The sequence below is a fragment of the Nocardia sp. BMG51109 genome, assembly GCF_000526215.1.
Classification (GTDB): Bacteria; Actinomycetota; Actinomycetes; order Mycobacteriales; family Mycobacteriaceae; genus Nocardia.
Map to the genome: position 1 here is coordinate 3,501,010 of NZ_JAFQ01000004.1, position 23,089 is coordinate 3,524,098.

Genomic DNA, 23,089 nt, shown 5'->3' on the forward strand with positions numbered 1-23,089 from the left:
TTTTTCGGGGCCGTCAGCGTGCCGACAGAGTATCCAGGCGTGCCATTTCCGCCTCGGTGAGCCGCAGGTGCATGGCTTCGCTGTTCGCCGTGGCCTGCGCGGGGCTGGAGGCGCCCGGAATGGCGACCACGGTGCCGCCGTAGCGGGCGAGCAGCCAGGCGAGGGCGACCTGACCGGGCGTGACACCGTGCGCACGGGCAATGCCGCGCAGTTCGTCGATCAGCGGTGCGGTCCGGGCCAGCGTGCGGGCGGTGAATCCGCCGAGGGTGCGGCGGATCGGCCGCACCGTACGCACGAGTTCCGGTGTGTCGTGGAACTTTCCGGTCAGCAACCCGGAACGCAGCGGTGAGTACGCGATCAGCGTGACACCGAGGCGGCGAGCGGCGTCCAGCACGCCGTTGCTCTCGACGGTGCGGTGCAGCAAGCTGATCTGCACCTGATTGGATACCAGGCGCAGCCCGTACGAACGCAGAATCCGGTCCGCGAGCTCCATTTGCCGCGCGGAGAAGTTGCTGACCCCCACGGCCCCGATCCTGCCGGCCGTCCGCAGTTCGGCCATGGCGCGCACCTGGCGGCTGAGCGGGGACAGCGCGGTATGTGGCTCGTGAATCTGATACAGATCGATCGGAAACCCTTGTAGTGCGGTAAGTCTGGCATTGATCGTGCGCCCGATATTGCCGGCCGTTCGCCCCATCGGCGCCCACTTGGTGGCGATCGTCACCTGGCCGGGGGCGATGCCCATCGATCGCAGCGCGGTCGTGAGCGCGCGCTCGGAATGGCCGTGCCCGTACATCTCGGCGGTATCGAACCACCTGATACCTCCGTCGTGCGCGGCTCGCACGATCGACTCGATGGTCGGCGCATCGAGTGCGCGATAGAACTCCGCGACGATTCCCGTACCGGCGAACTGCATGCAGCCCAGTCCGATCGGCGTGATCTCCAGGTCCGTGGAACCGAGCCTGCGAGCCGTATCCATGAGTATCTCCGATCTCTTATTGAGACAATAGTGTCTCAATAAGAGACGTTGAAGTCAACGACCGAGACCGATATGTAGGCTCCCGGACATGGTGAAGCGTGCGGGTTCGCGTGATCACGTCGAGGCCGGAATCGTCGCGGCCGCCGCCGACGTGCTGGCCGCGCGCGGCCCCGCCGCGAGCATGGCCGACATCGCGGAGGCCGCCGGGGTGGGCCGGGCCACGCTGTACCGCTATTTTCCCAACCGCGAGGCGCTGCTCGAGGGCCTGACCGTCGCGGCCCTCGGAGACCTGCTCGCGAAGATCGCCGACGCCGAGCTGGAGTCGGCGCCGGTGCCGACGGCGCTGGCTCGTCTCACCCGCGGATTCCTCACGGCCGGAAGCAAATACGCGGCCCTGCTGCAGCCCGGTAGTGTGCTGCCGGACAAGGACGAGCAGTTGCAGCGACGGCTCGGCGAGCCCATCGTCGCCCTTTTTGCTCGTGGCGTCGCCGACGGCACCCTGCGCGCCGATCTGTCCACCGGCATGCTCTTCGAACTGTTCACCGGACTTCTCGAGAAAGCACTGCACACGGTAGTGCGCGGGGAGGCCGGGGTGGAACAGGCCAGCGCCGCCGTGCTCACCGTATTCCTCGACGGCGCAAGGGTTTCCGGCTCATCCGGCCGATGACCGGCACGTGCCCGGCGGCTCGGAGCCCGAAACGGGTCAGTGCGCCAGTTTGAGCCCGACCACCCCGCCGACGATCATCACGAGAAAGACGACCTTCAGCAGCGTGAGCGGCTCCTGCCCGGTCACCATCGCGTACACGACGGTCAACACGGCGCCGATCCCCACCCACACCGCGTAGGCGGTGCCGACGGGAAGGTCCCGCATCGCATAGGCCAGCCCGGCCATGCTGCCGGCGAGCGCCACCGCGAAGACGACCGCGGGCGGCCACTTGGAGAATCCCTCGGATTTACCCAGGGCGGTCGCCCACACAGCCTCCAGGACCCCGGACACGACCAGCACGATCCACGACACCGACATGACAGCCTCCATGGGTCGTCTTGTCGCACACCGGGTACGGCCCTCTCGTCCGGAAGCCCACGTCACCGGGGCTCTGTCTCCAAGATCGCACACCGGCTACGAAGTGGCAAACGACCTCGTCGAGAGGCGAGGCAGGTCACACGGCGTCGGAGAGTGGGCGCGCCGCGGACTCGGCGCCACTGCTTGCCGAAGTGCCCGGTCAGCTCCGGTAGACGCCGCGTGTGCCATGTGTCAACGTTGTAGGTCAACGCTCTGGATGACCTGTGGATCCCGAAGGAATGGAGTCCGTTCGTGATGGCTGAGTCGTCGAATAATCGCAGGAAGCCCGGGCCCGGTCGCCGGGACACTCCCGTGACCCGGGTGGCGGTGCTCAGCGCGGCGCTCGAGATCATCGACCGCGACGGGAGCGACGGGCTGTCGATGCGTCGCCTGGCCGAGGCGGTGGGCCGCGATCCGATGGTGATCTACCGGCATGTGCCGAACAAGGCCGCGGTTCTCGACGGTGTCGCCGAAATCGTATTCGGAGAACTGTCGGTCGACCCGGAGGCAGCCGACTGGGTCGCCGAAATGCGTAGTGTCGCTCGGGATTTCCGGCAGCTGGCGCTGGCGCATCCGCGGGTGGTGCCGCTCCTGGTGACCCGTCCGCTGGCGACCCCGCTGGGGCAGCGACCGCCGGCGGTGGTGCGGCCGCTGGAGGACATGCTCGCGCTGCTCATGCGCGCCGGATACACCGAGGTCGATGCGCTGCACATCTATCGGGCGCTGTTCGGGTTCCTCTACGGGCACGTGCTCAACGAACTGCAGGAGATCGTCGAACGCCCGGAGGAGACCGACGATCTGCTGCGGCTGGGACTGTATCGGCTTCCGATCGGTGAGTTCCCGCTGGTGCGGAGCTTGGCGCCGGTCCTGGCCGCCTACGACGGCGCCACGGAACTCGAGCGCGGACTGGACGTGCTGCTGGCCGGTCTCGCGGCGACTGTGCCCGGGCCGGGTGACGCCCGGCCGGCCGGGCCCGGCGTCGCGTCGTTGCCCGGGCCGGGTAACGCGCCGACGCCGCGGTGACCGCGTGCGGTGTCGGCTTGTGCGAAGCCTGGTTTCGCGGCAGGAACGACGTCGGCACCCCGCCGGCCGACCCGGACAGCGGCGGCTGTGCCGACGGACCGGAACTCACCGGCAGCAACGAAAACCAAGGCGCCGAATCGACACTCGCGCGGCTGTCCACTCGGCAGCAAGCACGACGACTGGCGGGGGAGCCGTAAGTCAGCGAATCTTCTCGGGGATCGTATCGAGTGCGTGCAGTACCTGCACCGCGAGTGCGGTCGCGGCGTTGTCGTCGAGTTCCGAGTTCTGCCGCACCACCTCTCGGATACGGGCCACTCGACGCTCGTAAGGCGTTGTCGCCATTCACTTCTCCGTTCGGTAAGAGGGCTTCTCGTGATCGACCGAGTAGATGTGGTGGCCGGCTCGACGCTCTCTCGGGCGGCGATGTCGGCGCCGTCTCCAACGTAGTCCTCGGCTACAACCATTGTCTACGGCGTAGAGTTACGTTGTAGACAACATGCTCGACAGTGTCGATCGACTGGTCGGTGCGACGCCTCGGACAAGCACTCGACCCCGCACCCGAATCACCATGGCCGGCCGCAGCATGGCCGCGACAGGAGCGCCGATCATGACACTGAGACCGAACGCCACCGGCGCCGATCGGCAGGAGCCGTGGACCCACCGGTTGCGGCTCGAATTGGATGCCGGCGGCACCGGAAATACCGACGGCGCCTGGTGGCCGCACAGCCGTGACCTCGCCGTGGAGCTTCCGGATCTGTTCTCGGCGCTCAGGCCCGGGTTCGGCCCGATCCGTCGCGTGATCTACCCCATCGACGAATGGTCCACCGCGCCAAAAGAACTGGATAGCGGCGGGTGCCGGGTTCGGCTCGACGGCTACCGGCAGATACCCGCACGCACTCTTCAGGTCCTCGGAATCGGCGGCGACACGCTGACCCTTCGGATCATCACCCCGGAAGCCGATGCCGGCACCGGCGCCGCAGGATGGCGTTGGAATTCTGGAGGTGGGGCGGGGTTCGGCGCCGACGCATGGTTCCGGAGCCGGCACCGGACGTCGTCGCGGCGCGGCCGGTGAACAGGATGGTCAGGCCGCGCGGTATCCGGCCGGGGATCGGTCCGCGGCGTTCGCGCACGGTCTGCGTATCCGCGACTACCGGCACCGCAGTGGGTTTCGCGATGCCCCTCGTAGGTATCGCAGTGGTGCCGCCCTACGCAGCGGCCCGAGCACGACGACGGCGCCGGTGATCGCCATCCAGGCCGGTAGTGGGTAGAGGACGAGACGTTCGCTGATGCCGACCTGGAGGCCGATGGTGAACAGGACGGTGCCGGTGAGTCCGGTCGATGCGCAGAATGCCGACCAGATCGCGGCGAGGCGGCGTTGTTTCCACAGCCAGATCGCGAGCAGGATCAGCACGATGTGCCGGGATACGAACGCCGGCATGACAGCCAGGCCGTGCACGATGATGCCATTGTCGGAGGGCGCCACCCCGGTCGCCGCCGTGCTCAGGCCGATGACGACGGCAAAGGCCACGATCCACCACCGGCGGTGCCCATGCGGGAGGTAGTCGCGGAATCCGACGGCGCCGATGATGGTGAGCAGGCCGAGAGCGACGAAGGCCGCGTTCATGAGCAGGTGCAGCGGCGAGCACATGTCGGGGGTGCAGGCGGTGATGCCGAGATCGCTGATGGTGTCGTGACGGAAGCTGTAGCCGGTCTTCCAGAAGACGGCGGTGACGAACTCGGCAATCAGGTAGGCGAACCCCAGAGTCCAGGCAATCCCTGCGATCGTGTGCCGCGGGCGGCGCGCCGTCGGCCACGCGACGGCATCGAGCACCGCCGGGTACTCCGGTCCACGGCCGATGCTGCCGGCCGCCGATCGGTGTGGGCCGAGGCATGGCGGATCGGGCGCCGTCGATTCCGGCGCGGCCTGGTCGGTGATGTGCACGCGGATGCCGTTCGTGTAGTGCCGAGGCGGATCACCCCGTCGTGTGCCCGGATCGGCGCAGGATGGGTGAGGGGCTATTCGTCGTCCGCTCTGCGGCAGGGAAGTGGCTGACTGGCCCGGGGAGATTTGCCCGCGGGATATCCCCGGCGTGGGCGGCAATGCCATTGCCTCGGGCCGCCACCGAGTGTAGCCCGACGCCGTCGGCGTCATCGGGCTCGTCATTCCGACCGGTATCTCCGATTCAGGACCAGGATCCGGCCGCCGACGCCCGCAGACCGTACAGCTTGTTCACGGAGCCCGAATTACGCTGATAGAAGCGCCATGTGCCCCATGGCCACTGCTGCGATATGTGCCCTCGGTAGGATTCGAACCTACGGCCTTCTGCTCCGGAGGCAGACGCTCTATCCCCTGAGCTACGAGGGCGGGGTTGGACCCGCTCGTCACCGGTTTTCACGTTGGCGATCGGGCTCGGAAAGCGTAACGCATCCAGCGGCGTGCGCCAAAAAGCGGATGTGAGGCGGGGTGGCGCGCTGATATGACTGAGCCGACCCCGTCCGGCGATGCCCGCTGATGGCGCGTACCTGCCCGAACCATAGGATAGAGACTCGTGACTCCAGCTGACCTTGCAGATCTCCTTCGTGCTGCCGCCGCGAAGGTGCTTGTCGAACGTGGATCGGATCCGTCGATCCTGCCCGACGAGGTCAAGGTGGAGCGTCCCCGCAATCCGGAACACGGCGACTACGCCACCAATCTGGCCATGCAGGTCGCCAAGAAGGCGGGCACGAATCCGCGCGAGCTGGCCGGACTGCTCGCCGAGGCGCTGTCGGCGTCCGAGGGGATCGAATCCGCCGACGTGGCGGGCCCGGGCTTCCTGAACATCCGGCTGGCCGCGGCCGCGCAGGGCGCGATCGTCGAGCAGATCCTGGCGGCCGGTGCACGGTACGGCTCGGCCGGCGCGCAGTCGGGCCGGAAGATCAATCTCGAGTTCGTCTCCGCCAACCCGACCGGCCCGGTCCACCTGGGCGGTACCCGCTGGGCCGCGGTCGGCGACGCGCTCGGCCGCATCCTGTCCGCGCAGGGCGCCGATGTCACCCGCGAGTACTACTTCAACGACCACGGCGCGCAGATCGACCGGTTCGCCAACTCGCTGGTCGCCGCCGCCGTCGGCGCGCCCACCCCCGAGGACGGCTACGCCGGCGCCTACATCGGCGATATCGCGGCCCGCATCGTCGCCGCCCACCCCGGCGCGGCCGAGCTCCCGGAGTCCGAGCGGCACGAACTGTTCCGGCGCGAGGGCGTCGAGCTGATGTTCGCGCACATCAGGCAGACCCTGCACGACTTCGGCACCGACTTCGACGTGTACTTCAACGAGAGTTCGCTGTTCGAGTCGGGCGCGGTCGAGCGGGCCGTCGAGGCGCTGAAGACCTCCGGCGACCTCTACGAGTCCGACGGCGCCTGGTGGATCGCCAGCTCCGAGTACGGCGACGACAAGGACCGCGTCGTCATCAAGAGCGACGGTCACGCGGCCTACGTCGGCGGCGATATCGCCTACTACCAGAACAAGCGCGACCGCGGCTTCGACCTGTGCATCTACATGCTCGGCGCCGACCACCACGGGTACATCGGCCGGTTGAAGGCGATCGCCGCCACCTCCGGTGACGACCCCGGCACCGTCGAGGTGCTGATCGGCCAGATGGTGAACCTGGTGCGCGGCGGCCGGGCCGTGCGCATGAGCAAGCGCGCCGGCACCGTCATCACCCTGGACGATCTGGTCGAGGCGATCGGGGTGGATGCCGCGCGCTACGTGCTGGTGCGCAGCTCGGTCAACTCGAGCATCGATATCGACCTGGATCTGTGGACCAAGCAGAGCAACGAGAATCCGGTCTACTACGTGCAGTACGCGCACGCCCGCACCCGCGCGGTCGGCCGCAACGCCGAGGACTTCGGATTCGCCGGTGTCGCACCGGATTTCGCCTTGCTGACCGCCGACGAGGAGGGCGAGCTGATCCGCACGCTGGGCGAGTACCCGGCGGTCGTCGCCGGGTCGGCGAGCCTGCGCGAGCCGCACCGGGTCGCCCGCTACCTGGAGGAGCTGGCGGCCGCGTACCACCGTTTCCAGACCAACAAGGCGCTGCGCATTCTGCCGCAGGGCGACGATCCGGTGACACCGCTGAACGCCGCCCGCCTGACACTGGTCGAGGCCACCCGCCAGGTGCTCGCCAACGGCCTCGGTCTCCTGGGCGTCTCGGCCCCGGAGCGCATGTGACACCCTCGAACGCACCGCACCCGCCCGCCTCCGCGGCGGCGGGCATCGTGAGAAAGGACCCGTCGTGAGCGCGCACCCGGCCGGGCCCCGGCACGCCGAAATTCCCCACGCCCCGAATCTTCCGGAGCGCCCGGCGAATCCGGCACAACTGATCGAGCTGCCCGCGAACGTGTGGCCGCGCAACGCCACTCGCGACGCCGACGGCGTGGTCCGGCTGGCGGGTGTCCCGGTGACCGAGCTGGCAGAGCGGTACGGCACGCCGCTGTTCGTGGTGGACGAGGACGATTTCCGCTCCCGCTGCCGGGATATGCTGCGCGCGTTCGGCGACGATGCGCGAATCCACTACGCCTCCAAGGCTTTCCTGTGCGGCGAGGTGGCCCGCTGGGTCCGCGACGAGGGCCTGTATCTGGACGTGTGCTCCGGTGGCGAACTGGCGGTGGCGCTGTACGCCGACTTCCCGGCGCACCGAATCGCCTTGCACGGCAACAACAAATCGGTGGCCGAGCTGGAGCAGGCGGTATCCGCGGGGGTCGGCCAGGTGGTGGTCGACTCGCTGATCGAGATCGACCGGCTGGAGCAGGTGGCCGGCCGTGCGGGCGTCGTTCAGGATGTCCTGGTCCGGGTCACCGTCGGCGTGGAAGCCCATACGCACGAATACATTTCGACCGCGCACGAAGATCAGAAGTTCGGTTTCTCGATCGCCGGCGGCGACGCCATGGAGGCGCTGACGCGGGTGTTCGAGACCCGCAACCTGCGCCTCGTCGGCCTGCACAGCCACATCGGCTCGCAGATCTTCGAGATCGACGGCTTCGAGATCTCCGCCCGGCGCATGCTGCGGCTGCTGCGTGACGCCGTCGACAAGTTCGGCGTCGAACGCACCGAGCAGATCCACACCCTGGATCTCGGTGGCGGGCTGGGGATTTCGTATCTGCCGAGCGACGATCCGCCGCCGCTCGACGAATTCGCCGCCAAGGTGCGCGATCTGGTCTCCGAGGAGGCGAACCAGATCGGTGTGGCCACACCGGAAATCGCGGTCGAGCCGGGGCGCGCGATCGCCGGGCCGGGCACCGTGACGCTCTACCGGGTAGGCACCACCAAGGACGTGACCCTGGACGCCGGCGCCCGGCGGCGCTACGTCAGCGTCGACGGCGGCATGAGCGACAACATCCGTCCCGCGCTGTATCAGGCCGACTACGACTGCCGGCTGGTCTCCCGTTCCAGCGACGCGCGCCCGGTCGTGGCGCGAGTGGTCGGAAAGCATTGCGAGAGTGGCGATATCGTCATTCGCGATACCTGGATCCCGGCCGATGTCGGACCGGACGATCTGGTCGCGGTGGCGGGTACGGGCGCCTACTGCTACTCGATGTCCAGCCGCTACAACATGCTGACCCGGCCGGCCGTGGTGGCCGTGCGTGCCGGGCAGGCGCGGCTGATCCTGCGTCGGGAGACGGTGGGCGACCTGTTGAGCTTGGAGGTGGAGGCATGAGCGGTATGACCGAGGTGGTGGGCCAGGCCCGGGCCGGCGGATTCGGAGTGGACCATCCGGTCGGCGTCGCGGTGCTCGGTATGGGCAATGTCGGGACCGAGGTGGTGCGGATCCTGCGCGACCACGCCGAGGATCTGCGTTCCCGGGTGGGCGCCCCGGTCGTGCTGCGCGGGGTGGCCGTGCGCCGGATCGGGGTCGACCGTGGCATCCCGGACGACCTGCTGACCACCGACGCCGATGCCCTCGTCTCGCGCGACGACGTGGATCTGGTCGTCGAGGTGATGGGCGGCATCGACCCGGCCCGCAAACACATCCTCGTCGCGCTCAACGCCGGTAAATCGGTCATCACCGCGAACAAGGCGCTGCTGGCCGACTACACCGGCGAGCTGGCCGCGGCCGCCGAGCGCAGCCGGGCGGATCTCTACTTCGAGGCGGCCGTCGCCGGCGCGATCCCGGTGGTGCGCCCGCTGATCCAGTCGCTGTCCGGCGACCGGGTGAACCGGGTGGTCGGAATCGTCAACGGCACAACGAATTTCATCCTTTCGGCAATGGACGAGACCGGCGCGGACTACGGCACCATGCTGTCGGAGGCCACCCGGCTGGGCTACGCCGAGGCCGACCCGACCGCCGACGTGGAGGGTTACGACGCCGCCGCGAAGGCCGCGATCCTGGCCTCGCTCGCCTTCCACACCCGGGTCACCGCCGCGGACGTGTACCGCGAGGGCATCTCGAAGATCACCGCGGAGGATCTGGAGACGGCCGCCGCCGTCGGCTGCACGGTGAAGCTGCTGGCCATCTGCGAACGCGTGCCCGGCATCGGGCCCGGCGCCAAGGAGCGGGTGTCGGTGCGCGTGTATCCGGCGCTGATCCCGCGCAAGCATCCGCTGTCGGCGGTCACCGGCGCGTTCAACGCCGTGGTCGTGGAGGCGGAGAACGCCGGTCGGCTGATGTTCTACGGCCAGGGGGCCGGTGGTGCCCCGACCGCGTCCGCGGTGATGGGCGACCTGGTGATGGCGGCGCGCAACAAGTTCTACGGTGGTCGCGCTCCGGGCGAATCGGTCTATGCTGAGCTACCGATCGCGCCGATCGGTGACACGCCCACCCGCTACCACGTGAACCTGCAGGTCGCCGACCGTACCGGGGTGCTGCAGGCAGTGGCCGGCGAATTCGCCGAGCACGGTGTCAGCATCTCGACGGTCCGCCAGGAGGGCCACGGCGAGGGCGCCCGGCTCGTCGTGGTCACCCACCACGCGGTGGAGTCGGCCCTGGCCGATACGGTGGCAGCGCTCGCCGAGCGAGAGTCCGTCACGCGCGTGACCAGCGTTCTGAGATTGGAAGGCACCGAAGAATGAGTACAGGAGTGCGGTGGGAGCGACGGGCCCGGAGGAGTCGGCGTGCGTAACCACGTAGGGACCCGCGGACACCGCCGGATAGCGCAGTCGTCGGCTGTGCACACTCCGTGGCCAGGGCTGATTGCCGCGTACCGCGATCGGCTCGCGGTCGGTGCGGACTGGGAGCCGGTGACGCTGTTCGAGGGCGGTACCCCGCTGGTGCCCGCGCACCACCTGTCGGAACTCACCGGCTGTGAGGTTTATCTCAAGGTCGAGGGCCTGAATCCGACCGGTTCGTTCAAGGACCGCGGGATGACCATGGCGATGACCGATGCCAAGGCCCGCGGCCAGAAGGCGGTGCTGTGCGCCTCGACGGGCAACACCTCGGCCTCGGCCGCCGCCTACGCCACCCGCGCGGGCATGTCCTGCGCGGTGCTCATCCCGCAGGGCAAGATCGCGATGGGCAAGCTGGCCCAGGCGGTCATGCTGGGCGCGAAGATCATTCAGGTGCAGGGCAACTTCGACGACTGCCTGGAGCTGGCCCGCAAGGTGACCTCCGAATTTCCGGAGGTCGGCCTGGTGAACTCGGTGAATCCGGCGCGCATCGAGGGGCAGAAGACCGCGGCGTTCGAGATCTGCGACGCCCTCGGCCGGGCGCCCGACGTGCACGCGCTGCCGGTGGGCAACGCCGGGAACATCACGGCGTACTGGAAGGGCTACGGCGAATACCACGCCGACGGCATCACCTCGGCCCGGCCGCGCATGCTGGGCGTGCAGGCGGCCGGGGCGGCGCCGCTGGTGCACGGGGCGCCGGTGACGGACCCCGAGACGGTGGCGACCGCCATCCGGATCGGCGCGCCGGCGTCCTGGAACGGTGCGGTGAGCGCGCGGGACGAGTCCGGCGGCGCGTTCCGGGCGGCCACGGACGAGGCCATTCTGGCCGCGTATCGCCTGGTCGCGAGCACCGAGGGCGTCTTCGTCGAGCCCGCCTCCGCGGCGAGCGTGGCCGGTCTGCTGGCCGCCCGCGAGGAGGGCTGGCTCGGCGCCGGGCTCACCGTGGTGTGCACGGTGACCGGCAACGGCCTCAAGGACCCCGACACCGCGCTGTCGGGCATGCCGGAGGTGCAGGCGATCCGGGTCGATCCGGTCGCGGTGGCCCACGAACTCGAGCTGGCCTGAGTTGAGTTCGCGCGAGGGGCAAGTGCGTACGGGAGCGCAGCGGGGCAACCACCTCACCGCGCCCTCGGGCAGGACGCGACCCCTGCCGCCCGGCATCACGGTGACGGCGCGGGTGCCCGCGTCCAGCGCGAATCTGGGGCCGGGTTTCGATTCGCTCGGCATCGCGCTGGGTATTCATGACGAAGTCGTGGTGCGGACGACCGATTCCGGGCTTACGATCCGGGTGGAGGGCGAGGGCGCCGACGATGTACCTTGGGGCCCTTCGCATCTCGTGGTGCGTGCGATCGAAAGGGGGTTGGAATCGGCGGGCGTCTGGGCCGACGGCCTGGATGTGGTGTGCCGCAATGTGATTCCGCATTCGCGGGGGTTGGGATCCTCCGCGTCGGCAGTGGTGGCCGGCCTGGCCGCCGGTCGCGGGCTGGCCGCTCGGTTCGATCCGGAGCTGACCCGGGACGATGCCGAATTGATCCAGCTGGCTTCGGAATTCGAGGGACATCCCGATAACGCCGCGGCCAGCGTGCTCGGCGGTATCACGGTGTCGTGGATCGAGTCTCCGAGCCCGGTCGGCACCGCCTCGAACGGGACTTCCGAACATCATCTGCGCAGTTACCGGGCGGTACGGTTGGATCCGCACCCCGCGCTGCGCGCGACGGTGCTCGTTCCCGACGAGCATTCCTCGACCGCGCACACCCGCGGCCTGCTGCCGGAGCTGGTTCCGCACCCGGATGCGGCGTTCAACGCCAGCCGGGCGGCGCTGGCGGTAGTTGCCTTGACGCAGCGGCCCGACCTGCTGCTTCCGGCCACCGCGGACCGGCTGCATCAGGGGTACCGGTCGGCCGCGCTGCCGTTGACGACGGCGTGGATCGCCCGGCTCCGGGACGCCGGGATCGCCGCCATGGTATCGGGGGCGGGCCCGACCGTCTTGGCTCTCGGTACCGAGGAATTTCCCGATGACCTGCGTGAACGTGCCGCGGCGGACGGTCTGCGAGTGGTCCGTCCGGCCATCGCCGACGGCGTGCGAGTGGATTGACGGCGCGCCTGCCTTGCTGACGTGAACTGCGGGAGCTATCCTGAGCGAGTCCGTACATCGTGCGCGTCAGACGCCGGTGCTTCATCAGGGCAATCGCTCCAGCAGGCTCCCTTGCTCAGGCTCGGAATCCGAGTCTCGGACTTTGGGGATAGCGACTGGAATGATCACTCCCACCTTTGTGAACCGGTGGCTGTGACCAGGTGGTTGATGGCTGCCGGTCCGGCGGGGCAGGCGATACGGCATCCGAGTTCGGCGCAGTGACCGGACTTCGGGACGAAACCCTCGAACAAGCACACGGCAGTCGAGGGAAGGAAAGGATCTCCGTGACAGATACGGACCTGCTCGCGACACCCGGGGTGGAATCCGGTGAACGTACCCCGGGCCGCGATAGTGACTCCGGACAGATTTCGAAGATGAGCGAACAAACCGACGTCGCACGATCGGGGCTGACTGGAATGTTGTTGCCGCAGTTGCGTGCGCTTGCTGGAGAGCTCGGTATCCGAGGCACATCCGGGATGCGTAAGGGCGATCTCATCGCCGCTATCAAGGAAAATCAGGCGTCCTCGCCGGGTACCACCGGTACGCGCGGACGTAATGAGACCCAGGCCGCCGAGAGCGAGCCGAAGGCCGACGCGCCGTCGAATGGTGGGGAGTCCGGCGCGACGAAGGCCGAGCCCGCGGCCAAGGCCGAATCCGGCAAGAAATCCGACGCTGCGACCAAGGCCGGTTCCGCGGCCAAGGCCGACATGAACAAGGCCGAGACGAACAAAGCGGAGTCCGGCGCCAAGTCGGGATCGGCCCGGGCCGAACAGCAGACGCTCGACGGCGTCGGCACCGACGACAAGCCGGCCGAATCGAAGACCGCGGCGGATCAGAGTGAGGACGCCGGCCGCGAGGGCGGCCAGCGCGGCCGGGGCCGGCAGCGCCGGGGCCGCGACCAGCGCGCCAATGCGGAGGGCGAGACCCGGTCCGACAGCGCCAAGTCCGACAACGCCAAGTCCGACAACGCCAAGTCCGACAGCGCCAAGTCCGAGAACGCCAAGTCCGAGAACAAGGCCGAGGCGAAGTCGGAGGGCGGCGAGGCGAAGCCGGAGCAGGAGGCCGGCGACCGTCGTCGCGACCGCAACCAGCAGTCGAGCGGCCAGAACCAGAACGGTAACCGCAGCAGCAACAACAGCAACAACGACGACGACGAGGGCGGCCGCGGCCGCCGGGGTCGTCGTTTCCGGGAGCGCCGCCGCGGCCGCGACCGCGAGGGCGGCGGCGGTGGCGGCGAGAGCCGCGACGTCGAGATCCGTGAGGACGACGTGCTGCAGCCGGTGGCCGGCATCCTCGACGTGCTCGACAACTACGCGTTCGTGCGCACCTCCGGCTACCTGGCCGGGCCGAACGACGTGTACGTGTCGATGAACCTGGTGCGCAAGAACGGCCTGCGCCGCGGCGACGCCATCACCGGCGCGGTGCGGGCGCCGCGCGAGGGCGAGGCCGGCAACCAGCGGCAGAAGTTCGATCCGCTGGTGCGCCTGGACACCGTCAACGGCGCGGATATCGACAGCGCCAAGCGCCGCCCGGACTTCAACAAGCTGACCCCGCTGTACCCGAATCAGCGGCTGCGGCTGGAAACCCAGCCGAACAAGCTGACCACGCGCGTGATCGACCTGATCATGCCGATCGGCAAGGGCCAGCGCGCGCTGATCGTGTCCCCGCCGAAGGCCGGTAAGACCACGATCCTGCAGGACATCGCGAACGCGATCGCGACGAACAACCCCGAGTGCTACCTGATGGTGGTGCTGGTGGACGAGCGGCCGGAAGAGGTCACCGACATGCAGCGCACCGTGCGCGGCGAGGTGATCGCCTCCACCTTCGACCGTCCGCCGGGCGATCACACCTCGGTCGCCGAGCTGGCCATCGAGCGGGCCAAGCGCCTGGTGGAGATGGGCCAGGACGTCGTCGTGCTGCTCGACTCGATCACCCGCCTGGGGCGCGCGTACAACAACGCCTCGCCGGCGTCGGGCCGCATCCTGTCCGGTGGTATCGACTCGACCGCGCTGTACCCGCCCAAGCGGTTCCTCGGCGCGGCCCGCAACATCGAGAACGGTGGCTCCCTGACCATCATCGCCACCGCCATGGTGGAGACCGGTTCGACCGGTGACACGGTGATCTTCGAGGAGTTCAAGGGCACCGGCAACGCCGAGCTGAAGCTGGACCGCAAGATCGCCGAGCGGCGCGTGTTCCCGGCGGTGGATGTCAATCCGTCCGGTACGCGGCGCGACGATCTGCTGATGAATCCCGACGAGGCCGCGGTCCTGCACAAGCTGCGGCGGGTGCTGACCGGGCTGGACTCGCATCAGTCCATCGATCTGCTGATCGACCGCTTGAAGAAGACCAAGAACAACCTCGAGTTCCTGATGACGGTCTCCAAGACCGCACCGGGCGCGCTGGAGGAGTAACGCGTTCCGGGGTATCCCGGAGTGACGCAACGGGTGGCGGCGGCCTCGCTTCGGCGGGGCCGCCGCACCGTTTTCGGGCCGAAGAACACGAGCCCGATCACCGCGGCGCCGACGATCAGCAGCGCCAGGATCACGGCCGTCGCCGTGGTGAGGCCGCCCGTCGGAGCCGTGTGGGCGGTGTATTCGAATTGCGGCGTCCGGGCCGGTGTGGCGACGACGAGCTGGGTCCGGCCGCCGGGTGCCGTCAGCCGGCCGATTCCCGCCGTCAGTGCGAGTGCGGCGAATATCGCGCCCGCCGTCATCGTGGTCGCGCGCCCACTCCCCGCCGGCGCGCGCCGTGATCGACGTTTCGGATTCGCTCGCACGGTTGCCGGGGACCTGGCCCTCGTCGCCCCCTGAGCGGCGTGCAGATTCACTGCTGTCCTTCCCACGTGATCGCGCGGTTCTCACCTGGCGATACTCTATGAACAACGGTGTTCGCATTCCCGAGTAGCGCACTACTCGTCTTTCAGCGTGGCTCGAGCGCGGCCCGGGCGCGTGCCCGCACTTCTTGGGGGGAGGCAGGGGGAGTCAGGGGAACAAAGTGGGTGCGGGGTGCGTTTTGGGAGCGTGTCAGCGGTTCTGGCATACTGAATCGCTGGTGCGTCTGCCGAGAGCGGCAGGCCATCCCGCCTAGTCGGTTCCGGTTCACGCCCTCGATTTCGACGGCGACCCGGCGGCCACATCGAAAGGACACCCATGAAGGCAGGAATCCACCCGGCGTACGTGCCGACGACCGTCGTCTGCGGTTGCGGCAACACGTTCGAGACTCGCAGCACCAAGGAGTCGGGCCACATCACCGTCGAGGTCTGCTCCCAGTGCCACCCGTTCTACACGGGCAAGCAGAAGATCCTGGACACCGGTGGTCGCGTCGCCCGCTTCGAGGCCCGCTACGGCAAGCGCGCCAAGAAGGGCGCCGACACCAAGTAGCTGTCCCGCCGACGCCCGTCCTGCCTCGCAGGTCGGGCGTCGGCGCGTTTCGGCGCCCTGTGTTTCGGCACCCATGGACCCCAGAGGAGCAACCGCGATGGCCGAGAAGACGGCCCCGTCCGCGATCGACGACATCCTGGCCGAGCACGCCGGCCTGGAGGCGCAGCTGGCCGATCCGGCGCTGCACAACAACCCGGGCGATGCCCGGCGCGTCGGTAAGCGGTTCGCCGAACTCGCTCCGATCATGTCCACCTACGGCAGGCTGCAGGCCGTGCGCGACGATCTGGCCGCGGCCCGGGAACTGGCCGCCGACGACCCGTCCTTCGCCGCGGAGGTGCCCGACCTCGAACAACAGGAGCAGGAGCTGGCGGCGGCGCTGACCGATCTGCTCGCGCCGCGCGATCCGCACGACTCCGACGACGTCGTGCTCGAGGTGAAATCCGGTGAGGGCGGCGAGGAGTCGGCGCTGTTCGCCGCCGACCTCGCGCGCATGTACCTCCGCTACGCCGAGCGGCACGGCTGGAAGGTCGAGGTGCTCGACGCCGCCCTCTCCGATCTGGGGGGCTACAAGGAGGCGACGATCTCGATCAAGAGCCGCGAGCCCAGCCGCGACGGCGTGTGGTCGCGGCTGAAGTTCGAGGGCGGCGTGCACCGGGTGCAGCGGGTGCCGGTCACCGAATCGCAGGGGCGCATCCACACCTCGGCCGCCGGCGTGCTCATCTATCCGGAACCGGACGAGGTGGAGCAGGTGCAGATCGACGAATCGGATCTGCGCGTCGACGTGTACCGGTCGTCGGGCAAGGGCGGTCAGGGCGTCAACACCACCGACTCGGCGGTGCGCCTCACCCATGTGCCCACCGGCATCGTGGTGACCTGCCAGAACGAACGGTCCCAGCTGCAGAACAAGATTCGCGCCATGCAGGTGCTGGCGGCCCGGTTGCAGGCGCTGGCCGAGGAGCAGGCCGACGCCGAGGCCGCGGCCGGCCGGGCCAGCCAGATCCGCACGGTGGACCGCTCCGAACGCATCCGCACCTACAACTTCCCGGAGAACCGGATCACCGACCACCGCATCGGCTTCAAGGCGCACAACCTGGATTCGGTGCTGGACGGTGATGTGGACGCCCTGCTCGACGCCCTGGGCGAAGCCGACCGCACCGCCCGCCTCGCCGCCGAGTGAATCGCTCGCCGGCGCCGCTCGGGGCCGGTCGGACTGTTGGATGCCGCGCAGGCGTTCGAGCGAGTGCCGCGCGACGATGTGGCCACCGGGGTGTGCCTGTCGATGTCCGGTGACGCGGGTCGATCGGGCAGGCTGGAGGGCGTGAGCCGATTTCCGCTGCGCCCCGCGATCCGCGATGCCGAGCAGACGTTGCGGGCCGTGGGAGTTGCCGGTTCGCGCGGCGATGCCGAACTCCTGGCCGCCCATGTGCTGGGGGTGGAGCGGCCGCGGCTGGCGCTGATCGACACGGTGACCGCCGAGCAGCTGGGCGAGTTCCGGAAGCTGGTGGCGCGGCGCGCGGAACGGGTTCCGCTGCAACATCTCACGGGCACCGCCGCCATGGGGGAGATCGATCTCGACGTGGGCCCCGGTGTTTTCGTGCCGCGGCCCGAGACCGAACTGCTGTTCGCCTGGGCCCTGGAGCAATGGGCGGCGGGCCACGCGCACCGGCCGGTCGTGGTCGATCTGTGCACCGGATCGGGGGCGCTGGCCCTGGCGATCGCGCACGCCCGCCCGGACGCCGAGGTGCACGCGGTCGAACTCGATCCGGCGGCGCTGAACTGGGCGAGACGCAACGCCGATCTCCGCGAGGCCGCCGGCGACACCCCGATCACCCTGCACGCCGGCGATGTCACCGACCCGCGAAACCTGACCGGCCTCGACGGCCGCGTCGACATGGTCGTCGCCAACCCGCCCTATATCCCGGCCGCCGCGGAGCTGGATCCCGAAGTGCGTGACCATGATCCGCACCCGGCGTTGTTCGGCGGTGCCGACGGTCTCGACGTGATCCGCCCGATGATCGGCACGATCGCCCGGCTCTTGCGCACCGGCGGCGTTACCGCGGTGGAGCACGACGACACCAACGGATCCGCCACCGCTGCCCTGTTCACCGCACACGGCGGTTTCACCGAGGTGACCGAACACCTGGACCTTGCCGCCAGACCGCGCTTCGTCACCGCCCGCCGCACGAGCGGCCGCTGACGGAGCACGGCCCGCCGACCTCGCGGCAGCCGGTCGGTCTACCGACGGAATGACCACGACCTCCTGAAACGGCGGAGCTGTCGGCGGTGACATCGAGACCTCTGCGGACGTCGACCGGCGGCGTGGATCCGGGCACGCGCGGACACGGTGGGCGCCATCACGCTTCAGCGGCTCGACGGGACCGCTGGACATCGATCGAGCCGGAGCCGACGACTGCGTTTCGCCCGAAAGTAGCGAACGTTGTCGTTTCACTCGGGGCGCCGGCGCTGCACTGATTGTCCGGACGGAACCCGGCGGACGACCGTCGGCGAAAACACGGCCGCGGACGTCATCGCGGGGTTCGAGCCGGTGTAACCACCGGAGCGGCATAGCGGCCCCGCGCATCCTCGGGGTTCCGGACTTCTCCCGCCCGGGCCGAACCTTGCGGGCCGCGCCGCTCGCCCGTGCCCGCGACCCGCCGGGCACATGCGGTGCGGTGGCGTTCAATAGACTCTGCGCCGTGAGCACCGTCTACGACTGCACCGATCCCGACTCACGGGTCGCGGGGCTGACCGCCGCGCGCACGGCCCTGAAATCCGGGCGGCTGGCCGTCATCCCGACCGATACGCTGTACGGCCTCGCCGCCGACGCGTTCGATTCGGCGGCCGTCAACGCCTTGCTCGCGGCCAAGCGCCGCGGCCGGGACATGCCGGTGTCGATCCTGGTCGGCTCCTGGAACACCATCGACGGCCTGGTGTTCTCCGTGCAGCCCCGGGCGCGGGATCTGATCCGGGCGTTCTGGCCCGGCGGCCTGAGCCTCGTCGTGCAGCAGGCGCCCTCGCTGGCCTGGGACCTCGGTGACACCCGCGGCACGGTCATGCTGCGGATGCCGCTGCATCCGGTCGTGCTGGAGCTGCTGCGCGAGGTGGGCCCGCTGGCCCAGTCGAGCGCCAATGTCTCGGGCCGCCCGCCCGCCACCACGGTGCACGAGGCGCGTGAGCAGCTCGGCGATCTGGTCGGGGTGTACCTGGACGGCGGCAAGGCCGAGCACAGCGTCCCCTCCACGATCCTCGACCTCACCGCGGACACCCCGCGCATCCTGCGCGAGGGCGCCGTGCCGACCGACCAGGTGGCCGAGGTGCTGGGTCTCTCACCGGACGAACTGACGCCCGAGACCGCACGCTGACCGGCCCGGCCGGTCGGTCGTTCGATGTCGCAAGTGCGCCAACCACTTCGGTTGTGTCGGCCGGGCAATCCGAACATCCGGCAACCCGGCGGCCGAATGGCGGAATGTGGACGGATCAGTGTAAGGATGAACGGGTGAGCACGATCAGCAACCGCGCCCGCCTCGACCACCTCCGGCCCGGCGCCCATCCGGCGGCGGCCGGCACCGTCGCCGCGCCGGGCGCCGCGCCGGTCGCTCGATTCGGCGCGCTGTCCTGCTGACGTGGTGGCGCCGCACATGATCAGGTGGGCCGTCGCGTGGTAGGGGTGAGCGCGGTCGTTCCCCAGCGGGAGCTGCTGCTGGTGATGCTCGTCGCGACCGTGGTGACGCTGCTGTCGACCGGCGGGGTGCGCGTCCTCGCGATCGGCTTCGGCGCGGTCGCCGTGCCGCGCGACCGCGACGTGCACGTGAAGCCGATACCCCGGATGGGCGGCGTCGGCATCTACCTGGGCTTCGCCGCGGCTGTGCTGTTCGCCCACCAACTTCCCGCACTGCGGCGCGGGTTCGACTACGGCCCGAACATCCCGATGGCCGTGCTGGTGGCCGGCACCCTGATCGTGCTGGTGGGGATCGTGGACGACCGCTGGGGTCTCGACGCCCTGACCAAGTTCGTCGGGCAGGTCACGGCCGCCGGCGTGATGGCCGTGATGGGCCTGAGCTGGTACGGCATCTACAACCCGTTCACCAATTCCACGATCTCCCTGGACACGCTGCAGGGCGGTCTGATCACCGTGGCGGTGACGGTCACCCTGATCAACGCGATGAACTTCGTCGACGGACTGGACGGCTTGGCCGCCGGGCTCGGCATGATCGCCGCGGCCGCGGTCTTCGTCTTCTCGCTCGGCGTCATGTACGCGCAGGGCGGTTCCGTCGACACCTATCCGCCGGCGCTGCTCGCGGCCGTCCTGGCCGGTGCCTGCCTGGGCTTTCTCCCGCACAATTTCCAGCCGGCCCGCATCTTCATGGGCGACTCCGGATCGATGCTGATCGGCCTCGTGCTGGCCGCCGTCTCGTCGAGCGTCTCCGGCCGCATTCCGTTGCAGAGCTACGGCCCGCGCGACATCGTCGGCCTGCTGTCGCCCCTGCTGCTGGTGGGCGCGGTGATGTTCATTCCGGTGCTGGATCTGGTGCTGGCGATCGTGCGCCGGGTGCGGGCCGGGGTCAGCTTCTCCACGCCGGACAAGATGCATCTGCACCACCGGCTGCTGCAGATCGGTCATTCCCAGCGCCGGGTAGTGCTGACGATCTACCTATGGGTCGGCGTGCTGGCCTTCGGTGCGGTGGGGACGTCGCTGATGGACCGCCGGGTGGTGGTGTTGCTGTTCGCCGCCGGGCTGGTGTTCGCGCTGGTGGTGACGATGGTGCCGTCGCTGCGCGAGGCCCTCGGCATCCGGCGGCGGGCCCCGCGCGGGCCGGGCCCCGGTGCGGAATAGGTAGAGTGTCCGGCGTGAGCACGGCATCCGACCAATCTCCCGACGCTCCTCCCGCGGAGTCGAGCGACGGGCACGATGCTGTGCCCAACCAGGAGCCAGAACAACACAGCCAGGAGGCGCACCCCGAGACCGCCGATTCGGCACTGCGCGCCGCGTTGCGCTACGGCGTCGCGGGGCTGATCGCGCTCGTGGTGGTCGGCGCCGTGCTGGGGTCGATCTTCGCCGGGCTCCCCGGACTGTGGGGCGCGCTGATCGGCTCGGCCATCGGCGGCTTCTTCATTCTCACCACCGCCGCATTGGTGCTGTTCAGCGCGAGATTGGAATCCGGCACCCAGGGCATGGTGATGCTCGGCGGCTGGGTGGCCAAGCTGCTGATCGTGATGGTCGTGGTCGCGGCGCTGAAGCAGTTCGACTTCTACAGCCCGGGCACGTTGTTCCTCACCGTGGTCGGTGCGTTACTCATCGTGCTCGGCGCGGAAACGTACGGTCTTCTGCGGCAACGAGTTCCGGTGGTGGATCCGCCGGCCGAGGGGGCGGACCAAGATCGTTCAAACGTTTGAGCGCACCCCCTACACGTTGTCGTAGATGGCTTGGTAAACTCTTTACCGTAGGCAGCCATCCGAGGGCGATCACACCGATCGGGGTCTGGGTGGTTATGCTTACAGCCGTGCCGGATCCTGAGGGGTTTCGGCTCTGCACCGTCGACGATGTCGCCGACGTACAGACGCCACGGCGGGTGAGCCCGTTCAGCTGCTGACGAACTTCGAGCCGACCTGAGTCGACCACCAGATCGTCAATGTCCGATCGAACCGCGGGTGGAAACACGGCCCGCGGCCGAACACGGGAGAGAACGCTGAGCGTCACCACCTTGGCGAGCGAGTTCCACGCTCCTTCGCTGTCAGATTTCTTCCCTCCAGCTGTGCTGTTCGAGGGGACGCCTTTCGAGCTCGACCGTTTGATGCTCGTCCGCATCCTGATGGCGGTGATCTTGATTGCGGTGATGTTGCTCGCATTCCGCAGTCCCAAGATCGTTCCGCGCGGTCTGCAGAACGTCGCGGAGTACGGCCTGCTGTTCGTCAAGGAACAGATCTGCGAGGAGATCCTCGGTAAGGAAACGGGCCGGAAGTATTTCCCGCTGATCGCGACGATCTTCTTCACGATCCTGTTCCTGAACTTCTCCAGCATCATCCCGTTCCTGAACATCTCCTCGAACGCCCGAGTCGGCATGCCGCTGGTGCTGGCCGTGATTGCCTACGTCGCCTTCAATGCCATCGGCATCAAGAAGTACGGCTTCTGGAAGTACATGCGCTCGAGCATCGTGGTGCCGGATGTGCCGCCCGCGATGCACGTGCTGCTGATTCCGATCGAGTTCATCTCGACCTTCGTCCTGCGCCCGTTCACGCTCACCGTCCGTCTCATGGCCAATATGCTGGCCGGACACATCATGCTGGTGCTGTTCTTCTCGGCAACCCAGTTCTTCCTGTTCGACGGCGCCGCGTGGATGAAGGGACTGTCGCCGTTCGCGCTCGCGGGCGGATTCGCCTTCACCATGTTCGAGATGCTGGTGATCTTCCTGCAGGCCTACGTTTTCGCGCTGCTGACCGCCGTGTACATCAGTCTGGCGCAGCACGCCGATTCGCACTGAACGCACGACCGCATAAAGACTGACCCGCCCCGTCGCCCGGGGTGGGCAACAGAAAGGGAAAGAAAATCTCATGAGCCTCTCCTACCTGGCCGCCGAACTCGCTCAGACCTCCGAGAAGGCCAAGGGCTACGGCGCCATCGGTTACGGTCTGGCCGCCATCGGCCCGGGCATCGGCGTCGGCATCGTCGTCGGTAAGGCGATCGAAGGCCTCGCCCGCCAGCCCGAGCTGCAGGGCACCATCCGGACCAACATGTTCCTGGGTATCGCGTTCACCGAGGCGCTGGCCCTGATCGGTCTCGTCGCCGGCTTCATCTTCTGATTGCCATGAATACGATCCATGTGCTCGCTCAGGAGGCGGAGGATAAGAATCCTCTGCTTCCCGAGACGTATGACATCGTCTGGTCGCTGATCGTCACCGTCGTCATCGCGTTCGTCTTCTACAAGTACGTCGTTCCGCGCTTGATGAAGGTGCTCAACGAGCGGTCGGACAAGATCGAGGGCGGCATCGCGAAGGCCGAGGCCGCACAGGCCGAGGCGCAGGCGACCTTGGAGCAGTACCAGCAGCAGCTGGCCGAGGCCCGGCTCGAGGCCGCGCGCATCCGCGAGGAGGCGCGCACCCAGGGCCAGCAGATCCTGGCGCAGCTGCGCTCGGAGGCGCAGTCCGAGGCCGACCGCATCGTGGCCTCCGGGCATGCCCAGCTGGAGGCCCAGCGTCAGCAGATCGTGACCGAGCTGCGGGCGGAATTGGGGCACACCGCCGTCGACCTGGCCGAGAAGATCATCGGGCAGTCGGTGTCGGACGAGGCCAAGCAGGCCGCGTCGATCGACCGGTTCCTGACCGAACTGGACGAGAAGAGCGGCATCGGGGTCGGACGGTAGAACCACCGGCAGGAAC

General features: G+C 68.7%; 24 protein-coding genes, 1 tRNA gene and 1 riboswitch. Of the genes, 20 read left to right on the top strand and 5 right to left on the bottom strand.

Features of this window, described 5'->3' with window-relative positions:
* Positions 1-13: 13 nt before the first annotated feature.
* The gene (locus tag D892_RS0117420; protein WP_024802475.1) at positions 14-976 is read right to left on the bottom strand and encodes an aldo/keto reductase; all 963 of its coding nucleotides are present in this window, start codon (positions 974-976) and stop codon (positions 14-16) included.
* An 88-nt stretch (positions 977-1,064) separates the two neighbouring features.
* Between D892_RS0117420 and D892_RS0117425 the strand changes: the two genes are divergently transcribed.
* Positions 1,065-1,643, top strand: a complete 579-nt coding sequence (locus D892_RS0117425; RefSeq protein ID WP_024802476.1) for a TetR/AcrR family transcriptional regulator — start codon at positions 1,065-1,067, stop codon at positions 1,641-1,643.
* A gap of 36 nt (positions 1,644-1,679) precedes the next feature.
* On the opposite strand, the gene D892_RS0117430 is transcribed toward D892_RS0117425, so the two are convergent.
* Complete coding sequence (locus D892_RS0117430; RefSeq protein ID WP_024802477.1) at positions 1,680-1,994, bottom strand: multidrug efflux SMR transporter; 315 nt, start codon at positions 1,992-1,994, stop codon at positions 1,680-1,682.
* A 15-nt stretch (positions 1,995-2,009) separates the two neighbouring features.
* Positions 2,010-2,077: riboswitch (guanidine-III (ykkC-III) riboswitch) on the bottom strand.
* Between the two features lie 217 nt (positions 2,078-2,294).
* Here D892_RS0117430 and D892_RS0117435 point away from each other — a divergent pair.
* The gene (locus D892_RS0117435; protein ID WP_024802478.1) at positions 2,295-3,062 is read left to right on the top strand and encodes a TetR/AcrR family transcriptional regulator C-terminal domain-containing protein; all 768 of its coding nucleotides are present in this window, start codon (positions 2,295-2,297) and stop codon (positions 3,060-3,062) included.
* Positions 3,063-3,260: 198 nt separating this feature from the next.
* Here D892_RS0117435 and D892_RS47745 read toward each other — a convergent pair whose 3' ends face one another.
* Positions 3,261-3,404: a DUF6307 family protein gene (locus D892_RS47745; protein ID WP_198036912.1), complete on the bottom strand. Its 144-nt coding sequence runs from the start codon at positions 3,402-3,404 to the stop codon at positions 3,261-3,263.
* Positions 3,405-3,669: 265 nt separating this feature from the next.
* On the opposite strand from D892_RS47745, the gene D892_RS41365 reads away from it, so the two are divergent.
* Entirely contained in the window at positions 3,670-4,134 is a 465-nt protein-coding gene (locus D892_RS41365) for a DUF5994 family protein (RefSeq protein WP_156959546.1), read from the top strand.
* Positions 4,135-4,209: 75 nt separating this feature from the next.
* Here the strand turns inward: D892_RS41365 and D892_RS41370 are convergent, their stop codons facing one another.
* Positions 4,210-5,004 (bottom strand): DUF998 domain-containing protein, encoded by a 795-nt coding sequence (locus tag D892_RS41370; protein WP_024802481.1) that lies wholly within the window; start codon positions 5,002-5,004, stop codon positions 4,210-4,212.
* Between the two features lie 350 nt (positions 5,005-5,354).
* Positions 5,355-5,427: transfer RNA gene (locus tag D892_RS0117460), tRNA-Arg, on the bottom strand.
* A 184-nt stretch (positions 5,428-5,611) separates the two neighbouring features.
* Between D892_RS0117460 and argS the strand changes: the two genes are divergently transcribed.
* The 17 genes from argS (at position 5,612) to D892_RS0117545 (ending at position 23,073) form a co-directional block, all read left to right on the top strand.
* Positions 5,612-7,270, top strand: coding sequence for an arginine--tRNA ligase (gene argS / locus D892_RS0117465; RefSeq protein WP_024802482.1), 1,659 nt, complete (start codon positions 5,612-5,614; stop codon positions 7,268-7,270).
* A 64-nt stretch (positions 7,271-7,334) separates the two neighbouring features.
* The gene (lysA, locus tag D892_RS0117470; RefSeq protein WP_024802483.1) at positions 7,335-8,756 is read left to right on the top strand and encodes a diaminopimelate decarboxylase; all 1,422 of its coding nucleotides are present in this window, start codon (positions 7,335-7,337) and stop codon (positions 8,754-8,756) included.
* A 5-nt stretch (positions 8,757-8,761) separates the two neighbouring features.
* Positions 8,762-10,108, top strand: coding sequence for a homoserine dehydrogenase (locus D892_RS0117475; RefSeq protein ID WP_024802484.1), 1,347 nt, complete (start codon positions 8,762-8,764; stop codon positions 10,106-10,108).
* A 96-nt stretch (positions 10,109-10,204) separates the two neighbouring features.
* Positions 10,205-11,266 carry a threonine synthase gene (gene thrC / locus D892_RS0117480; RefSeq protein ID WP_051499092.1) on the top strand — a complete coding sequence of 354 codons (1,062 nt, stop codon included), beginning with the start codon at positions 10,205-10,207 and terminating at the stop codon, positions 11,264-11,266.
* Between the two features lie 22 nt (positions 11,267-11,288).
* Positions 11,289-12,296 (top strand): homoserine kinase, encoded by a 1,008-nt coding sequence (gene thrB / locus D892_RS0117485; RefSeq protein ID WP_051499093.1) that lies wholly within the window; start codon positions 11,289-11,291, stop codon positions 12,294-12,296.
* A 323-nt stretch (positions 12,297-12,619) separates the two neighbouring features.
* Positions 12,620-14,746, top strand: a complete 2,127-nt coding sequence (gene rho / locus D892_RS0117490; protein ID WP_036567155.1) for a transcription termination factor Rho — start codon at positions 12,620-12,622, stop codon at positions 14,744-14,746.
* 21 nt (positions 14,747-14,767) lie between these two features.
* Positions 14,768-15,145 carry a hypothetical protein gene (locus D892_RS0117495; RefSeq protein ID WP_156959547.1) on the top strand — a complete coding sequence of 126 codons (378 nt, stop codon included), beginning with the start codon at positions 14,768-14,770 and terminating at the stop codon, positions 15,143-15,145.
* 339 nt (positions 15,146-15,484) lie between these two features.
* Positions 15,485-15,715: a 50S ribosomal protein L31 gene (rpmE, locus tag D892_RS0117500; RefSeq protein ID WP_024802489.1), complete on the top strand. Its 231-nt coding sequence runs from the start codon at positions 15,485-15,487 to the stop codon at positions 15,713-15,715.
* 97 nt (positions 15,716-15,812) lie between these two features.
* A complete protein-coding gene (gene prfA / locus D892_RS0117505) occupies positions 15,813-16,892 on the top strand; it encodes a peptide chain release factor 1 (RefSeq protein ID WP_024802490.1) in 1,080 nt (359 codons plus the stop codon).
* 141 nt (positions 16,893-17,033) lie between these two features.
* Positions 17,034-17,912 carry a peptide chain release factor N(5)-glutamine methyltransferase gene (prmC, locus tag D892_RS0117510; RefSeq protein ID WP_024802491.1) on the top strand — a complete coding sequence of 293 codons (879 nt, stop codon included), beginning with the start codon at positions 17,034-17,036 and terminating at the stop codon, positions 17,910-17,912.
* Positions 17,913-18,411: 499 nt separating this feature from the next.
* Complete coding sequence (locus D892_RS0117515; protein ID WP_024802492.1) at positions 18,412-19,077, top strand: L-threonylcarbamoyladenylate synthase; 666 nt, start codon at positions 18,412-18,414, stop codon at positions 19,075-19,077.
* A gap of 134 nt (positions 19,078-19,211) precedes the next feature.
* A complete protein-coding gene (locus D892_RS49190; RefSeq protein ID WP_255360232.1) occupies positions 19,212-19,337 on the top strand; it encodes a hypothetical protein in 126 nt (41 codons plus the stop codon).
* 84 nt (positions 19,338-19,421) lie between these two features.
* Positions 19,422-20,549 carry a glycosyltransferase family 4 protein gene (locus D892_RS0117525; protein ID WP_084161583.1) on the top strand — a complete coding sequence of 376 codons (1,128 nt, stop codon included), beginning with the start codon at positions 19,422-19,424 and terminating at the stop codon, positions 20,547-20,549.
* Between the two features lie 80 nt (positions 20,550-20,629).
* Positions 20,630-21,109 (top strand): hypothetical protein, encoded by a 480-nt coding sequence (locus D892_RS0117530; RefSeq protein WP_198037147.1) that lies wholly within the window; start codon positions 20,630-20,632, stop codon positions 21,107-21,109.
* A 236-nt stretch (positions 21,110-21,345) separates the two neighbouring features.
* Positions 21,346-22,194: a F0F1 ATP synthase subunit A gene (atpB, locus tag D892_RS0117535; RefSeq protein WP_198036914.1), complete on the top strand. Its 849-nt coding sequence runs from the start codon at positions 21,346-21,348 to the stop codon at positions 22,192-22,194.
* Positions 22,195-22,264: 70 nt separating this feature from the next.
* Entirely contained in the window at positions 22,265-22,513 is a 249-nt protein-coding gene (locus D892_RS0117540) for an ATP synthase F0 subunit C (protein ID WP_024802497.1), read from the top strand.
* Between the two features lie 5 nt (positions 22,514-22,518).
* A complete protein-coding gene (locus tag D892_RS0117545; protein WP_024802498.1) occupies positions 22,519-23,073 on the top strand; it encodes a F0F1 ATP synthase subunit B in 555 nt (184 codons plus the stop codon).
* Positions 23,074-23,089: the final 16 nt, after the last annotated feature.

Coding starts and splice junctions, on each gene's coding strand:
- D892_RS0117545 (WP_024802498.1), top strand. CDS start 22,519: ATGAATACGATCCATGTGCTCGCTCAGGAGGCGGAGGATAAGAATCCT.
- atpB (WP_198036914.1), top strand. CDS start 21,346: ATGTCCGATCGAACCGCGGGTGGAAACACGGCCCGCGGCCGAACACGG.
- D892_RS0117420 (WP_024802475.1), bottom strand. CDS start 976: ATGGATACGGCTCGCAGGCTCGGTTCCACGGACCTGGAGATCACGCCG.
- D892_RS0117475 (WP_024802484.1), top strand. CDS start 8,762: ATGACCGAGGTGGTGGGCCAGGCCCGGGCCGGCGGATTCGGAGTGGAC.
- D892_RS47745 (WP_198036912.1), bottom strand. CDS start 3,404: ATGGCGACAACGCCTTACGAGCGTCGAGTGGCCCGTATCCGAGAGGTG.
- D892_RS41365 (WP_156959546.1), top strand. CDS start 3,670: ATGACACTGAGACCGAACGCCACCGGCGCCGATCGGCAGGAGCCGTGG.
- D892_RS0117435 (WP_024802478.1), top strand. CDS start 2,295: ATGGCTGAGTCGTCGAATAATCGCAGGAAGCCCGGGCCCGGTCGCCGG.
- D892_RS0117540 (WP_024802497.1), top strand. CDS start 22,265: ATGAGCCTCTCCTACCTGGCCGCCGAACTCGCTCAGACCTCCGAGAAG.
- prfA (WP_024802490.1), top strand. CDS start 15,813: ATGGCCGAGAAGACGGCCCCGTCCGCGATCGACGACATCCTGGCCGAG.
- D892_RS0117525 (WP_084161583.1), top strand. CDS start 19,422: ATGCTCGTCGCGACCGTGGTGACGCTGCTGTCGACCGGCGGGGTGCGC.
- rpmE (WP_024802489.1), top strand. CDS start 15,485: ATGAAGGCAGGAATCCACCCGGCGTACGTGCCGACGACCGTCGTCTGC.
- D892_RS0117425 (WP_024802476.1), top strand. CDS start 1,065: ATGGTGAAGCGTGCGGGTTCGCGTGATCACGTCGAGGCCGGAATCGTC.